This is a genomic window from Aeromonas rivuli (assembly GCF_000820045.1).
Taxonomy (GTDB): domain Bacteria; phylum Pseudomonadota; class Gammaproteobacteria; order Enterobacterales; family Aeromonadaceae; genus Aeromonas; species Aeromonas rivuli.
In genome coordinates, this window is the sequence record NZ_CDBJ01000016.1 from 1 (window position 1) to 14,689 (window position 14,689).

The following is a 14,689-nucleotide window of genomic DNA, read 5'->3' on the forward strand; positions in this document are numbered from 1 at the left end:
CCTGCGCCCCTGCCAGCCCCTGCTGCAAATAAGCGCGGGCCAGGGTGATGGCGTCTTCGATGGGGTAGTCCAACGCATAGACGGCGGCGATGGCGCTGGCATAACAGCAGCCGGTGCCGTGACCGTGGCGGGTGGCAAGACGAGGAGCCGCGAGCCAGAACTCGCGGCTCTCGTCCTGGTAGTAATCGAGGCAGTGATCCCCGCTCCACTCAAGGTGCCCCCCCTTGACCAGCACCGCCTTGGCGCCGAGTTCCCGCAGCCGGGCAGCCCCCGCCCGCACCAGCGCCGGGCTGGTCGCCGGAATGGAGGTCAATGCCTCCAGCTCGGGGCCGTTGGGGGTGATGAGGGACAAGCGTGGCAGCAGCTGTTCGCGCACCGCCACCAGCATGTTGGGCTCCGCCATGGGGGTGCCGCTGCTGGCGATGGCGACCGGGTCATAGACCACGAAGGGGGCGTTTATCGTATCGAGCCGGCGGGCCAGCACCTCCACATGGAGCCGGGTCGGCAGCAGACCGATCTTGATGGCGGCGGGGGGCAAGTCGACGCCGAGGGCGTCGATCTGGGCGGTGAAGCTCTGCATCAGCACCGGATCCACCATCTTCACCGCCACCGAGTTCTGGGCGGTGATGGCGGAGATGACGGTGCAGCCGTGCACCCCGAGCGACTGCATAGTGTGCAGATCGGCCTGGATGCCGGCGCCGCCCCCGGAATCCGAACCGGCTATGGTCCAGACGATGGGCTTGGCTGCCGGTTGTGGCGCCATTGGCTTCATGCCTCTTCCTTGAGGTTGGCGGCTTGATGGTAAATCTCGCCCCCCTTCTCCTTGAAAGTTTCCGCCATCCTGGCCATGCCGCTCTCGATTTCGGCCTGCTTGAAGGTCTCCGTCACCTTGTGGGCCATGCCGCTCTCTATCTCCGTCTCCTTGAAGGCTTCTGCCATGCGAGCCATGCCCGTCTCGACCTCGGCCTGCACCCGCTGCTGCTGGCCATTCATGTCCACCAGCTTCACCTCTATGGTCTCCAGCTTGGCGGCATCGAGTCTGGCGGCGTAGTCGCGCACGTCCTGGGTGATCTTCATGGAGCAGAACTTGGGGCCGCACATGGAACAGAAGTGCGCCACCTTGCCGGACTCCTGAGGCAGGGTCTCGTCGTGATAGGCACGGGCTGTCTCGGGATCCAGCGCCAGGTTGAACTGATCCTCCCAGCGGAACTCGAAGCGCGCCTTGGACATGGCGTTGTCGCGGATCTGGGCGCCCGGGTGACCCTTGGCGAGATCCGCGGCGTGGGCGGCAATCTTGTAGGTGATGAGGCCCTGTTTGACGTCCTCCTTGTTTGGCAGCCCCAGATGCTCCTTGGGAGTGACGTAGCAGAGCATGGCGCAGCCGTACCAGCCGATCATGGCGGCACCTATGCCGGAGGTGAAGTGATCGTAGCCGGGGGCTATGTCGGTGGTGAGCGGGCCCAGGGTATAGAAGGGCGCCTCGTGGCAGTGCTCCAGCTGCTCGGTCATGTTGCGCTCGATCATGTGCATGGGCACGTGACCCGGCCCCTCGATCATCACCTGGACATCGTACTCCCAGGCAATTTTGGTCAGCTCCCCCAGGGTGCGCAGCTCGGCGAACTGCGCCTCGTCGTTGGCATCATAGATGGAGCCCGGACGCAGGCCATCCCCCAGGGAGAGCGCCACGTCATAGGCGGCGCAGATCTCGCAGATCTCGCGGAAATGCTCATAGAGGAAGCTCTCCTTGTGGTGGGAGAGGCACCATTTGGCCATGATGCTGCCGCCACGGGAGACGATGCCGGTGAGGCGCTTGGCGGTCATGGGCACGTAGCGCAGCAGGACACCGGCGTGGATGGTGAAGTAGTCCACCCCCTGCTCGGCTTGTTCGAGCAAGGTGTCGCGGAACAGCTCCCAGGTGAGATCCTCGGCGATGCCGTTAGTCTTCTCCAGGGCCTGATAGATGGGCACTGTACCGATGGGCACCGGGCTGTTGCGCAGTATCCACTCGCGGGTCTCGTGGATGTAGCGGCCGGTGGAGAGATCCATGACGGTGTCGGCGCCCCAGCGGGTGGACCAGACCAGCTTCTCCACCTCCTCCTCGATGCTGGAGGTGACCGCCGAGTTGCCGATGTTGGCGTTGATCTTCACCAGGAAGTTGCGGCCGATGATCATCGGCTCGGCCTCCGGGTGGTTGATGTTGCTTGGGATGATGGCGCGGCCGGCGGCCACCTCGGCGCGCACGAATTCCGGGGTGATGTTTTCCGGCAGGCGGGCGCCGAAGCCCTGGCCGGGATGCTGGGTCAGCAGCAGCTCGGAGCGCACCCGCTCACGACCCATGTTCTCGCGAATGGCGATGAACTCCATCTCAGGGGTGATAATGCCCTGGCGGGCATAGTGCAGCTGGCTGACCCACTTGCCAGCCTTGGCGCGGCGCGCCTTGGGCAAATTATCGAAGCGCAGGTGATCCAGCCCCTCGTCGGCGAGGCGCTCCTGGGTGAAGTGGGAACTCAGCCCCTCCAGGGATTCGGTGTCGCCCCGCTCCAGGATCCACTGTTCACGCAGACGCGGCAGGCCGCGGCGCACGTCGATCTCGGCCAGCTCGTCACCATAGGCACCCGAGGTGTCATAGACCGGCACGGATTCATTGGCTTCGAACTTGGGGTGCTCCTCGCTGCCACCGATGAAGGTATCGGCCAGGGCGATCTCCCGCAGCCCCACCCGGATGTCTGGGCGCGAGCCCTGGATGAAGATGCGTCTGGAGTTGGGGTGGGCCATGCCCTTCAAGTTATCGATAAAGCGCTGGGCGCTGGCGCGTTGCTGACGACGGCTGGCGACGGCTGGCTTGATCTGTTCAGATACGGCGTTTTCTGAAACGGACTCTGCTTCTGGCACGGACTGGATGGGGGTAGACATAGCAAAACTCACATTAACTGGTTGAAGTTATGGGTGTTTGCTTGTCTGGAGTTCGAGGAGAAGTGATGAACCTGTGGGTGAGATGTGCTTCAAGAGGGAGCGAGCCCGGGAGCTGTGCCTCCCGGCTCTGCTGTCTGGATCCCCCCTGTTCGGGCGGGCCGTACGGCGCCGCGATGGACAGGCTGGACGGGACAGACTCCCTCTTGTGCGCCCTGACTCATCGCGGATTGACCCTTCGATGAGCGGGAGAGGCTTGTCCCTCTCCCCGCGCGGCAACCCACTGGTTACCCTTGTTTCCCTTCGCAGGTTCTAGCCTGATCAGGTTCCACGGATCCCGAATTAACGGTCTCAGCTTCGCGTCGTTCGACGGTCGGCACTCCGACAAGATGGCGCCAGTATAGGTGGGGAAATGGAAAGCACAAGCCTTTAACAACTCCGATCTCTGGCGAGCGGGGTCTACTCCTCCGGATTGGGGATCAATATCTCGAGCAGCCGCCCGTCGGCATCCCGACTCAACACCAGACGGCGACCCTGTTGCAGATCCCCGGGCCCGCCGTTGCGCCAACGGGTCTGAGGCAATATCTCGACAGTGCCCAACGCCTGCAGGGTCAGGCGGTGACCGGCCACGGCCAGCAGGTTGGCCTCTGCCCGCTGCCAATGACCCTGCTCGTTGGCGTGCCATGAGGATCTGGGGCGGATCTGCAAGGCGATGCCATCCCGGCTCAGGATAGCCAGACGAGCACCTGGCCTAAGCCGTTCCAAAGCCATCTCTCCCATATCCGCACTGCCCAGTTCCAGCTCGGCCCCTTGAAACTGCAGAGTGATCCCATCTTGTCGTTCCAGCTCGACCAGCCAGAGTTCATCGGCGCAGGCGGTCTGATACACGAGAGGGAGTGATAGCAGCAAGCCCATGACTGGGCGGATGATGGGCAGGAGCGTGGAAAAAAGAGAGGGCATGGCCACCTCGGTGACGGAGCAGGGTCTGCTAACTATGGTTCCTGGCGCCGGATCCTGCCGTTGAGGATGGATGACTTGGCACGGCCGCCCCTCTGGCCTCAGTCATCTTCGCGACACTGGCTCAGACGCTGGCCGTCGAAGCGACACTCCAGCTCCAGCCAACGCCCTTCAAACGGCGTCAGACTGCCATCCGAGGTGATGTAGCCCCAGATCCGCCCTTGTGCGACCGGCCCTTCCAACTCCATCTCGTCGGTCTCCTCCAGGGCTTCCACCTCGCGGATCAACCTCTGCTCCCCCTGTACCACCCCCTCCAAGTCAACCCAGGTCCCCCCCAGATCATCCTCGCTCAGCCCATCCTTGAAACGGGCCTGCCCATCGAGCACGAAGGGGATGCCATTGACCATCAACTGGCCCAGTTGCCAGGTGGTACGACCGGTCAGCTTGAACTCGGCCGACTGTGCAGTGCCAAGTGGCAACAAGATCAGCAGCAGGAGAGCGCAGAGAGACTTCTTCATCGGGGATCCTCGGGGTTACACTGCCATACAGGATGCCTTATCCGGTGTGAAATGGCCGTGAAATATCGGTCAAGATCAGGAGATCAACCCATGAAAATATTGGTGGTGGAAGACAATCCCCAGGTGGCAGAAACCATCATGGATTATCTGGCGCTGGCGGGGCACAGCATGGACTGTGTCTATCACGGCCAGGCCGCCCTGCAACTGCTGGCCGAGCAACGCTTCGACGTCATCATCATGGACGTCATGATGCCGCGCCTCGATGGGCTGAGCACGGTCGAGCGGCTGCGGGCCGATGGCAACGCCACCCCGGTATTGTTCCTCACCGCCCGTGACAGCCTGGATGACAAGCTGGCCGGCTTTCGAGCGGGCGGCGATGACTATCTGGTCAAGCCGTTTGCCATGGAGGAGCTGGAAGTTCGGCTTCAGGCGCTGGCGCTGCGGGGTGCCCGAGTCGATGTGGGACAGCTCAGCTTCGGCGACCTCAAGGTGGATCCCGCCAACGGCCTCGCCACCCGGGCCGGCGTGACGCTGAGACTCGGCAAGATCCCGTTCCAGATCCTCACCCACCTGGTGCGTCGCGCGCCTGCGCTGGTGAGCCGCCAGGAGCTGATCGACAACGTCTGGGGGGATGAGGAGCCCGATTCCGATGCCCTGCGCAGCCACATCTACGCCCTGCGCAACGCCCTCGACAAGCCCTTCCCCAGCCCCATGCTGGAAACCCTGCACGGTCAGGGTTACCGCTTGGTCACCCCATGAATCACGCAGACCCGCGCCCTGTCAGCCCGTGGCCAGGGGTCATGACCCCATTCAGCAAGGTGACAAGATGAGCCTGCCCAGTTTACGCCGTCGCCTGATCCTGAGCCTGAGCGCGGCGGGTCTGTTGCTGCTGACCCTCATCAGCCTGCTGATGGTGGTGGCCGAAGACAAGATGGAAGAGCTGAGCCTGCAGCACTGGCTGGAAGCCGAAGTCACCCGCTACAACGATGACTGGTTGCGACTCGGGCTGGCGGCCCCGGCCCCCAGCCCGCGCCAATTCTCCAGCTACTGGACCGAGCGGGGTCGCCTGCCAGCCTGGCTCAAACCCTATCAGAGCCCGGGCTTCTTCGAACACCAGCTCGGCAAGGAGGACAAACACTTCCTGGTGCGGCCCCACCCATCCGGCCAGGGCTTGCTCTATCTGGTGTTCAATGACGATGCCGATGACTATCTGGATCCTTACGAAGACAAGTTGCATCTGACCACCCGGCTGATCGGGCTGGCCCTGCTGCTGGGTTGTATCGGCTTTGGCATCTGGCTGGTGCGCCTGATCTCCGGGCCCCTTGAGCAATTGCAGCAGAGGGTCGCCCACCTCACCCCGGGCAGCGAGGATTTCATCCCCGACGCCCCCTGGCAGGAGCTGCGGGACATAGAGCAGGCACTGCTGGCTGGCAAGCAGGAGGTGGCCGCCGTGTTCGCCCGGGAGCAGGAGTTCAGCCGCTTCGCCAGCCACGAGCTGCGCACCCCCAACATGGTGATCCAGGGCTCGGCCGCCCTGCTCGGCAAGGTAACAGACTTGCCCGCCCCCGCCGCCCGGGCCACCAGCCGCATTCGCGCCGCCAGCGAGGAGATGGCGCTACTGACCGACACTTTCCTGCTGCTGGGTCGCAAGGAGGCGGTGGAGTGCTCAGCTCAGCGCGTCGCGCCGCTGATCCAGCGGGAGCTGGCCCGCCTCGCCCCCCTGCTGCAACGCGAGCCCCTGGATATCCGCCTCGACCTCGATGCCCAAAGCGAAGTGCAGGCCCCCCTCTCCCTGCTCGCCATTGCCCTTGGCAACCTGCTCAAGAATGCCCTGAGCTATGCCGAGGGCCACATCGAGATAGTGCTCAAGGGGGATCATCTCACCATCAGCAACCCCACGGCAGCGGCGCCGGATCAGATCCTCGGCTACGGCTGCGGCCTCACCATCATAACGCGCATCTGCGATAAGCTCGGCTGGCAGATAACAACCCGCCTGGAACAGGGGCTGTTTTGCGCCAGCCTGCGGATGAGCGACACCCGGCAGGTTAGCCCGCGCGAGATGCCACCGCCTTCACCATGAGAAGAGGCGCCCCAGGGCGCCTCTTCTGCACATGACGTCAAGGGCAGGTACTCAGGAGAGCGCCAGGCCGACGGAGAGCAACAGACTGTAGAGAAACGCGCTGATGGCGGTCTTCTTGAGGGCGCCGGTCAACACCTCACCGTCATAGCTCTGGCGCAGGGTGCGCGCGGCATCGGTGAGCGGCTTGAGGGCGGGCAGGAAGATCCAGGGCCAGAGGCTGGCAGGCTGAGTCAGCAGAAAAGCCATGGTGGCGAGCAATGCCGCCCCCAGCAGGCTCCAGTGGTAGGCGATGGCGCGGTTGCGACCGAGCCGCACCGCCAGGGTGATCTTGCCGCTGGCGGCGTCCGTCTCGATGTCGCGCACGTTGTTGATGTTGAGCACGGCGGTGGCCAGCAGGCCGCAGGCGGTGGCGGGCAGCAGCAGATCCCACTGCAGGCTCTGGGTGAACAGATAGTAGGAGCCGAGCACACCGAGCAGACCGAAGAAGAGGAACACCGAAATATCGCCGAAGCCGCGATAGCCATAAGGGGTCTTGCCGACCGTGTAGGTGATGGCCGCGATGATGGCGGCCCCCCCCAGACCGACGAAGGCGAGGATCTGCAGCCACTGCTCACCGAAGACAGTGATCAACAGGGCGAGGCCGCTCACCACGGCGGCCAAAGCGGTCAGCCCCATGGCCAGACACATCTGCTGCCTGGTGATAAGTCCGGAGACCACGGCGCGCTGGGGGCCAATCCGCTCGCCATTATCCGCCCCTGAGACAGCATCGCCATAGTCATTGGCCAGATTGGAGAGGATCTGCAGCAAAATGGCAGTCAGCAGGGAGAGCACCATGATGCCAAGATCGAAGGCGCCACGACTGGCGGCCAGGCCCGACCCCAGCAAGATGGAAGAGCAGGCCAGGGGCAGGGTTCGCAAACGCGCCGCCAACAACCACACAGAGAAGGTATTTGTCATATTTTGATGGCCAAACAATCAGATATTGATCGTGTTAAGGGTTATCGAAACGGATTTGGGTATACTTGCCAGCCTGGGAGCCGGGCTCCCTCGGGCAATGTACATGGATGAATGGGCAGATAATATATAGGAATAATCGCCCTTTTGGCATCAACCAGCGGCCGACACCCGCCCATTAGACCGCTACCCCAAGGCTCGGATACGAAATCCATGTTGGCTCAGACCCATATCAAGGAACAACTGGACGCCCTGCGTCACGACAAGGCCTGCGGCCTGGCAAGAGTGCGCGTGGCCATTGAGGTGGACTCTTTCCTCGGCTGGCTCAACGCCCAGACCCTGTACCCACGCATCTACTGGCATGCCAGGGGGAGTGATAAACCCCACTATGTGGCCCTGGGTTGCATCCACGAACTGACCGGGCCCGAGCAGATCCAGCAGATCTTTGCCCATGACAATCAGGATGAGAGCCCGCGCTATTACGGCGGTCTCGCCTTCGATCCCAGGCAGCATGACTGGCAGGGTTTTGGCCCCTGCCGCCTCGTGCTGCCACGTATCGAGCTGATACGCCGGGGCGAATGCACCCACCTCTGCCTCAATCTCTGGTTCGATGAACACAACCGGGAAGCCGAGCTGGACAGCGCCATCGCAGCCCTCGCCAGCCTGCAACCCGAAGCGCCTCTGCCGCCCCTGCTGCCCCAGCAGTGGCAACGCCACGACAGCCCGGATTTCCCCCAGTGGCAAACTCTGGTGGCGGCGGTCACCGCCCCCGATTTCCAGGCACAAACCCCGAAGGTGGTGCTCTCCCGGGAGAGCCGGCTCGAGGGGGCCAGGGTCAATCCCTGGAGCCTGCTGGCAAGCTGGACGCTGCAGGCCGAGGAGTGCTTCCAGTTCGGTTTCCAGTTCGAGCCAGAGCAGGCCTTTATCGCCTGCTCCCCCGAGCGTCTCTATCGCCGGGAGCAGCGCCACCTCTATACCGAAGCGCTGGCGGGCACCATACGCCGCTGCGGTGACGAGGCGGCGGATGCCCAGCTCGCCGCCGAGCTGATGGGCGATGGCAAGAACCGGCTCGAGAATCGGCTGGTGCAGGCCGACATACTGCAACGCCTCGCGCCCCTGACCCATGACGCCACCCTGACCGAGCCTCGCGTACTGAAGTTGCGGCTGCTGCAACACCTCAAGTGCGACATCGAGGCCGAATTGCATCCCGCCGTGAGCGACGGGCAACTGCTGGCGGCCCTGCACCCGACCCCGGCGGTGGGCGGTGCCCCCCGGGAAGCGGCCCTGCGCTTTATCCGCGACCATGAACCCCATGCTCGCGGCTGGTATGCGGGCGCCTGTGGCATGCTGAGCCGGGAAACCTCGGAATTCAGCGTCGCCATTCGCAGCGCCCTGATCAGGCCCCAAACGGTCACCTTGTTCGCCGGGGCAGGCATAGTCGCAGGGTCAGAGCCTGCCGCCGAGTGGGCCGAACTCGACAACAAGATAGCCAACGTCCTGTCCCTGCTGGGATAGCACCAACCCCCATAGCGAGAGCCTCATGTTCGCGAGCCGTCATGCCACCTTCAATCACGTCTGGTCCTCCCTCCTGCTGGAGGAGCTCCATCGCCTCGGGGTACGCGACCTGGCGCTGGCCGCCGGATCACGCTCGGCACCGCTGACCATGGCGGCGGCGGCCCACCCCGGCTTTCGCCGTCACCTGCACTTCGACGAGCGGGGACTGGGCTTCATGGCCCTGGGACTGGCCAAGGGCAGTGGCCGCCCGGTTGCCATCATCACCACCTCGGGCACGGCGGTGGCCAACCTCTGGCCCGCGGTGGCGGAAGCCCAGCTGACCGGGGTGCCCCTGATCCTGCTGACCGCGGATCGCCCCCCGGAGCTCATCGACAACGGCGCCAATCAGGCCATAGATCAGCAGGGCATCTTCGCTCGCTACCCCGTCTATCAACAGAACCTGCCGAGCCCAAGCCCGACCATCCCCGCCGCCTTCGTGCTGAGCTCGGTGGATCAGGCCCTGGCCAGGCAGGCGCTGACCCCGGGGCCGGTGCACTTCAATTGCATGTACCCAGAGCCCCTCTACCCGGGGGATGAGTATCTCGATGTCAGCGAGTATCTGGCTCCGCTCGGCGACTGGCTGCAGTCGGATCGGCCCTGGAGCCCCTGGCAGACGAGTGACACCCCCTGCCCGGCCCAGCAGGATTGGTCTGAATTGAGTACCAAGCGAGGCATCATCGTCGCCGGTCGCATCGAGGATCCCGCGCAGGCCAGCGTCATCGCCGCCCTGAGCGAGCGGCTCGGCTGGCCGCTATTGGCGGATCTGCAGAGCCAGCTCCACTTCGATGATCGCAATCTCGGTCACCATGATCTGGCCCTGCAAGATGACCACTTTCGTGCCGAGCTGGCCCGGGCCGAGGTGTTGCTGCAATTTGGCGCCCGCCTCATCTCAAAACGGCTCGGTCAGTTTATCAAGAGCCATCCCTGGCAGGATTACTGGCTCATCGACCCCCAACCGGCCAGGCTCGACCCCGACTATCGGCTGCGCCGCCGCCTGCTCTGCTCCCCCGCCGCCTTCATGGCCGCCCACCCCCAACCCTCGGCTCATGCCCCCTGGCACCGACTGCACGACGTGCAGCACGCCAGCAGCCAGAAGATAGCCGCCGCCTGCGATCGCTTCTCCGAACTCGGTGTGTGTCACCGCCTGGGGTCGCTCATCGAGGGGCAACTGTTTGTCGGCAACAGCATGCCAGCCCGACTGATGGACATGCTCGGCGAAACGGGCAAGGGCCCCTGCCGGGTGATGACCAATCGCGGCGCCTCCGGCATCGATGGCCTGATCGCCACCGCCTACGGTTTCGCCCAGACCAGCCCCGAGCCCACCACCCTGCTCATCGGCGATCTCAGCGCCCTGCACGATCTCAACAGTCTGGCCCTGCTCACCAAGGCGCAGGCCCCCCTGGTGGTCATCATTCTCAACAACGATGGCGGCAGCATATTTCGCATGCTGCCCGTGCCCAGGGGCGAGCTGCTGGAGCATTACTACTGCCTGCCCCACGGACTGGGCTTTGCCCAGGCCGCCGCCATGTTCGGCCTGGGCTATCATGCCCCGACCACATTGGCGGAATTTGAACATGTCTATGTTACCGCCTTGGAAAACCGCCCTCGGGAAAACGGCGCAATCCTGATTGAAATCAAGGTACCGAGCCGCGAAGTGGCCGAGGATCTCCATGCTCTGGGGGTGCAGATCCGTGGCCACTGAGCCGCTGTCCGCCGACAGGGTGCCCCTGGTACTGCTCCATGGGCTGCTCGGCGATGGCCGCGACTGGCAGCCGGTGATGGATGCCCTGCCAGCATGCCCGATGATTGCGCTGGACTTGCCCGGCCATGGTGACAATCGGGGGCTCGGAGTGAATGGCTTCGAGCAGGCTGATCAGTGGTTGTGCGCTGCGCTGCGGGCGAGAGACATCTCCCGTTACCGGCTGGTGGGTTACTCCCTCGGCGGTCGGCTCGCCCTCTATCACGCCAGCCAGCAGCCTGCCGGTCTGTGCGCGCTGCTGCTGGAGAACAGCCACCCGGGCCTGCCCCTGGCAGAGCGGGCCGCCCGCATCGCCCACGACGAGGGCTGGGCCAGACGCTTCGACACTGAGCCTCTGACCCAGGTGCTGGCAGACTGGTATCGCCAGGAGGTGTTTGCGGATCTTGATGAAGGACAAAGAGAGCGGCAGCGAGCCAGACGACTCGGCAACGACGGTCGCGCCGTCGCCGCCATGCTCAGAGCCACCTCCCTCGGTCAGCAGCCAGATCTGGCACCCTGGTTGACAGCCACCGCGTTGCCGGTCGCATATCTCTCCGGCCAACGGGATCGGAAATTTCACAATCTGGCTTGCCAGCTGGGGAGCCAGAACCCCAGAATCAGACACTTGACGCTGGATGGCGGCCATAATCTGCACGCCAGCCAACCCGCGCAATTTGCCCGGATCCTCAGGGAGTGGGCAGGACAACAACGAGAAGAGAGCACAGATGATTGAAGCAATGACGGAAGCGGAACTGTACGCCCCCATTGAGTGGCAGGATTGTTCTGCCGGTTACGAGGACATCCTCTATCACAAGTCTCAGGATGGCATCGCCAAGATCACCATCAATCGTCCCCAGGTGCGCAACGCCTTCCGCCCCCGCACCGTCAAGGAGATGCTGCAGGCCCTGGCCGATGCCCGTTACGACGATCATATCGGTACCATCATCCTGACCGGCTTCGGTGAGAAGGCATTCTGCGCCGGTGGCGACCAGAAGATCCGCGGCGACTACGGTGGCTATCAAGATGACGAAGGCACCCATCACCTCAACGTGCTCGACTTCCAGCGCGACATCCGCACCTGCCCCAAACCCGTGGTCGCCATGGTGGCCGGTTATGCGGTCGGCGGTGGCCACGTGCTGCACATGATGTGTGATTTGACCGTCGCGGCGGACAACGCCCAGTTCGGCCAGACCGGCCCCAAGGTCGGCTCCTTCGACGGCGGCTGGGGTGCCTCCTACATGGCCCGCATCGTCGGCCAGAAGAAGGCGCGCGAGATCTGGTTCCTGTGCCGCATGTACGACGCTAGCCAAGCCCTCGACATGGGGCTGGTCAATACCGTGGTACCCCTGGCCGAGCTGGAGCGCGAGACGGTGCGCTGGTGCCGGGAGATGCTGCAAAACAGCCCCATGGCCCTGCGCTGCCTGAAAGCGGCCCTCAATGCCGACTGCGACGGTCAGGCCGGTCTGCAGGAGCTGGCGGGCAATGCCACCATGCTGTTCTACATGACCGAAGAGGGTCAGGAGGGTCGCAACGCCTTCAACGAGAAGCGCCGTCCCGACTTCTCCAAATACAAGCGCAACCCCTGATGAGATATGCCCTGTACCGCTACCAGCTCCCCTTTACCCAGCCCCTGAGCTTCCACGGCCGGGTCGAGTCGGTGCGCCAGGGCCTGTTGCTGCGCACCCCCCTGGGTTGGGGCGAGATAGCCCCCCTGCCCGGCTTCTCCCAGGAATCCCTGGCCGAGGCCGAAACGGAGGCCAGAGCCTGCCTGGAACAACTGGCCCGGGGGGAGACACCGGCCCCGCGCCTGCCCTCGGTGCAGTTCGGTTTTGACTGCGCGCGCCGCCACTGGCCCGCGCAGGACAAGCCGCTGCCCGAGCCTTATCCGCTGATCCAGGGCGCCCCCCAGGATCTGCTCAAGCACTGGAAGGAGTGGCTGCACCAGACGCCGGCCAAAGCCAAGCTGAAGGTGGCCCGCTATCCCATGCGCGACGAGCTGGCGCTGATCCGCCTGCTGCTCGACCGGCGCCCCACTCTCAATCTCGTGCTGGATGCCAACCAGGGTTGGACCCGGGAGGAGGCCTGGGCCTTCTGCGGCCACCTGGATCCACACCGCATCGAATACCTGGAAGATCCCTGCGCCAGCTTCGAGGATATCGCCTTCGTCGCCAGCCGTACCGGCATGCCCGTCGCCCTCGACGAGTTGCTGGTACAGGGCAAACCCTGGCAACCCATCCCCCAACTCAAGGCCCTGGTGCTCAAGCCCATGCTGCTCGGGGCGCTGGCCAACAGCGAGGCACTGGTGGCCCGTGCCCGCGAACTGCGGCTGAAAGTGATCGTCTCATCCTGCTTCGAGTCGGGAGTGGGGCTGGGTCAACTGGCCCGCCTCGCCGCCGAGTGGGCGCCGGATCAGGCCCCGGGTCTGGACACCCGCCGCTGGCTCGCCAGCGATCTGCTGGGGGCAGATGGCGAGCCCGATCCCGCCTGCCTGGAGACCCTGTACCTGCGTGATTGAACAACCCCCCTCGACTCACTGCCCGGTACGCCACTGGACTGGGCTAGCCCCGACCCGCATCGCCATTCATGCCGCCACCCCGCTCAGCTATTGGCAACTCGATGAGCGACTCAACAGTCTCTGCCAACAGCTGGCACAAGCGGGAATCCACAGAGGGGATCACTTGGCCGCCGTGGTGCGCGGCGCCCTGGACGATGTGCTGCTGGCATGGGCCTGTGTGCGCAGCGGCATTCTGTTTTGTCCCCTCAATCCGGCCTTTCCCCTTGCCAGACAAGGGGAGCTGGCCCATCAGCTGGCCGCGACCGCCTTCTGGTCGGCAGATGAGACACCGGCTGGCCCATGGCAATCGCTCAGGCTGGATTTCAACCATGCACTTCCCGCCACCGGCCAGACCCTCTCATGGGATCCCGATGGGCTGAACAACATGGTGCTCACCTCGGGGTCCAGCGGCACCCCCAAGGCGGTGGTGCATCGCCTCACCAATCACCTCGCCTCGGCCCGGGGCTCGGCCAGCCTGATCCCCCTCGATGGCGACTGTGGCTGGCTGCTCTCTCTGCCGCTGTTTCACGTCGGGGGCTACGCCATCCTGTTCCGGGTCTTCCTGGCGGGGGCCAGTCTGGTGCTGGACGATCGCAGCCAGCCCCTCAAGGAGCGCCTCGAACGCCTGCCCATCACCCACCTCTCGCTGGTGCCGACCCAGCTCTGGCGCCTGCTGGCGCAAGGCTTCGACCCCGCCCGCACCCGTTTGCGCGAACTGCTGCTCGGCGGCGCCGCCATCCCGCAGCCGCTGGTGAACCGTCTCACCGCCATGGGCTTTACCCCCAAGTCGAGCTATGGCCTCTCCGAGATGGGCAGTCAGGTCTGCACCGGCCAACCTGCCGCAGCGGGCGTGGTCGGCTTGCCCCTGCCCGGGCGGGAAGTCTGCATCCAGCAAGACGAGATCTGCGTGCGCGGCGACACCCTGTTTGCCGGTTATTTCCAGGCCGGGGAGCTGGTGCTGCCGCTGGACGAGGAGGGCTGGTTCCACACCCGGGACAAGGGCCACTTCAACGCGGACGGGGAACTGGTGGTGGAGGGGCGGCTCGACAACCTGTTTATCTCCGGGGGCGAAAACATCCAGCCCGAGACCATAGAGCAGCGACTGGTGGATCACGGCGCCGTGGCCCAGGCGCTGGTGGTGCCCATCCCGGATGAGGAATGGGGCCAGCGCCCCGCCGCCTTCATCGACTGGCACGGCGAGCCCGTGCCCCACGCCGAGCTGGCCGCCTGGATCAGGCAGGCGTTACCCGGCTTTATGGTGCCGGACCGCTGGCTGCCCTGGCCGGATCTCGGCGGCAGCCTGAAACCCTCCCGCACCCTGCTCGCCCGGAGCCTGCACACCGGGGACTGAGACCTGCCCCCCAAATGGCGCTGAGTCCTTGCTATCACGCCAGCCCCTTATGGGGCTCATTTTGTTATTCACC

The 14,689-nt window shown here is 64.5% G+C and carries 13 protein-coding genes and 1 riboswitch; of the genes, 8 read left to right on the top strand and 5 right to left on the bottom strand.

The window, feature by feature from the left end:
• The 4 genes from thiD to BN1130_RS22520 form a co-directional block, all read right to left on the bottom strand.
• Positions 1–772 (bottom strand): bifunctional hydroxymethylpyrimidine kinase/phosphomethylpyrimidine kinase (gene thiD / locus BN1130_RS02040; RefSeq protein WP_042039965.1); only part of this gene is annotated, 772 nt, incomplete at its 3' end.
• The gene (thiC, locus tag BN1130_RS02045) at positions 769–2,913 is read right to left on the bottom strand and encodes a phosphomethylpyrimidine synthase ThiC (RefSeq protein ID WP_042039966.1); all 2,145 of its coding nucleotides are present in this window, start codon (positions 2,911–2,913) and stop codon (positions 769–771) included. The genes thiD and thiC, both read right to left, overlap by 4 nt.
• A gap of 277 nt (positions 2,914–3,190) precedes the next feature.
• Positions 3,191–3,304, bottom strand: a riboswitch (TPP riboswitch).
• Positions 3,305–3,369: 65 nt separating this feature from the next.
• On the bottom strand, positions 3,370–3,870 hold the full coding sequence (locus tag BN1130_RS02050) for a hypothetical protein (RefSeq protein ID WP_232301911.1): 501 nt from the start codon (positions 3,868–3,870) through the stop codon (positions 3,370–3,372).
• A gap of 98 nt (positions 3,871–3,968) precedes the next feature.
• Entirely contained in the window at positions 3,969–4,385 is a 417-nt protein-coding gene (locus tag BN1130_RS22520) for a hypothetical protein (protein ID WP_042039967.1), read from the bottom strand.
• A gap of 90 nt (positions 4,386–4,475) precedes the next feature.
• On the opposite strand from BN1130_RS22520, the gene BN1130_RS22525 reads away from it, so the two are divergent.
• On the top strand, positions 4,476–5,144 hold the full coding sequence (locus tag BN1130_RS22525; RefSeq protein WP_042039968.1) for a response regulator transcription factor: 669 nt from the start codon (positions 4,476–4,478) through the stop codon (positions 5,142–5,144).
• 67 nt (positions 5,145–5,211) lie between these two features.
• Positions 5,212–6,465, top strand: a complete 1,254-nt coding sequence (locus BN1130_RS02065) for a sensor histidine kinase (protein ID WP_042039969.1) — start codon at positions 5,212–5,214, stop codon at positions 6,463–6,465.
• Between the two features lie 51 nt (positions 6,466–6,516).
• On the opposite strand, the gene BN1130_RS02070 is transcribed toward BN1130_RS02065, so the two are convergent.
• A complete protein-coding gene (locus BN1130_RS02070) occupies positions 6,517–7,422 on the bottom strand; it encodes a 1,4-dihydroxy-2-naphthoate polyprenyltransferase (protein ID WP_042039970.1) in 906 nt (301 codons plus the stop codon).
• Positions 7,423–7,632: 210 nt separating this feature from the next.
• On the opposite strand from BN1130_RS02070, the gene BN1130_RS02075 reads away from it, so the two are divergent.
• The 6 genes from BN1130_RS02075 to BN1130_RS02100 are packed head-to-tail and all read left to right on the top strand — an operon-like array spanning position 7,633 to position 14,616.
• Positions 7,633–8,934, top strand: a complete 1,302-nt coding sequence (locus BN1130_RS02075) for an isochorismate synthase (protein WP_042039971.1) — start codon at positions 7,633–7,635, stop codon at positions 8,932–8,934.
• Between the two features lie 25 nt (positions 8,935–8,959).
• Positions 8,960–10,675, top strand: coding sequence for a 2-succinyl-5-enolpyruvyl-6-hydroxy-3-cyclohexene-1-carboxylic-acid synthase (gene menD, locus BN1130_RS02080; RefSeq protein WP_042039973.1), 1,716 nt, complete (start codon positions 8,960–8,962; stop codon positions 10,673–10,675).
• Entirely contained in the window at positions 10,644–11,444 is an 801-nt protein-coding gene (menH, locus tag BN1130_RS02085) for a 2-succinyl-6-hydroxy-2,4-cyclohexadiene-1-carboxylate synthase (RefSeq protein WP_042039975.1), read from the top strand. Before menD ends, menH begins: the two co-directional genes overlap by 32 nt.
• Complete coding sequence (menB, locus tag BN1130_RS02090; RefSeq protein WP_042039977.1) at positions 11,437–12,297, top strand: 1,4-dihydroxy-2-naphthoyl-CoA synthase; 861 nt, start codon at positions 11,437–11,439, stop codon at positions 12,295–12,297. Before menH ends, menB begins: the two co-directional genes overlap by 8 nt.
• Positions 12,297–13,226, top strand: a complete 930-nt coding sequence (menC, locus tag BN1130_RS02095) for an o-succinylbenzoate synthase (protein ID WP_042039978.1) — start codon at positions 12,297–12,299, stop codon at positions 13,224–13,226. Before menB ends, menC begins: the two co-directional genes overlap by 1 nt.
• Entirely contained in the window at positions 13,219–14,616 is a 1,398-nt protein-coding gene (locus BN1130_RS02100) for an AMP-binding protein (protein WP_042039980.1), read from the top strand. The genes menC and BN1130_RS02100 overlap by 8 nt, the downstream gene beginning before the upstream one ends.
• The last annotated feature ends 73 nt before the right edge of the window (positions 14,617–14,689 follow it).

Bases quoted from the DNA above. Each gene is read 5' to 3' on its own strand.
- BN1130_RS22525 (WP_042039968.1), top strand. From the start codon at position 4,476: ATGAAAATATTGGTGGTGGAAGACAATCCCCAGGTGGCAGAAACCATC.
- menB (WP_042039977.1), top strand. From the start codon at position 11,437: ATGATTGAAGCAATGACGGAAGCGGAACTGTACGCCCCCATTGAGTGG.
- BN1130_RS02050 (WP_232301911.1), bottom strand. From the start codon at position 3,870: ATGCCCTCTCTTTTTTCCACGCTCCTGCCCATCATCCGCCCAGTCATG.
- menD (WP_042039973.1), top strand. From the start codon at position 8,960: ATGTTCGCGAGCCGTCATGCCACCTTCAATCACGTCTGGTCCTCCCTC.
- menH (WP_042039975.1), top strand. From the start codon at position 10,644: ATGCTCTGGGGGTGCAGATCCGTGGCCACTGAGCCGCTGTCCGCCGAC.
- BN1130_RS22520 (WP_042039967.1), bottom strand. From the start codon at position 4,385: ATGAAGAAGTCTCTCTGCGCTCTCCTGCTGCTGATCTTGTTGCCACTT.
- BN1130_RS02065 (WP_042039969.1), top strand. From the start codon at position 5,212: ATGAGCCTGCCCAGTTTACGCCGTCGCCTGATCCTGAGCCTGAGCGCG.
- BN1130_RS02070 (WP_042039970.1), bottom strand. From the start codon at position 7,422: ATGACAAATACCTTCTCTGTGTGGTTGTTGGCGGCGCGTTTGCGAACC.
- BN1130_RS02075 (WP_042039971.1), top strand. From the start codon at position 7,633: ATGTTGGCTCAGACCCATATCAAGGAACAACTGGACGCCCTGCGTCAC.
- thiC (WP_042039966.1), bottom strand. From the start codon at position 2,913: ATGTCTACCCCCATCCAGTCCGTGCCAGAAGCAGAGTCCGTTTCAGAA.
- menC (WP_042039978.1), top strand. From the start codon at position 12,297: ATGAGATATGCCCTGTACCGCTACCAGCTCCCCTTTACCCAGCCCCTG.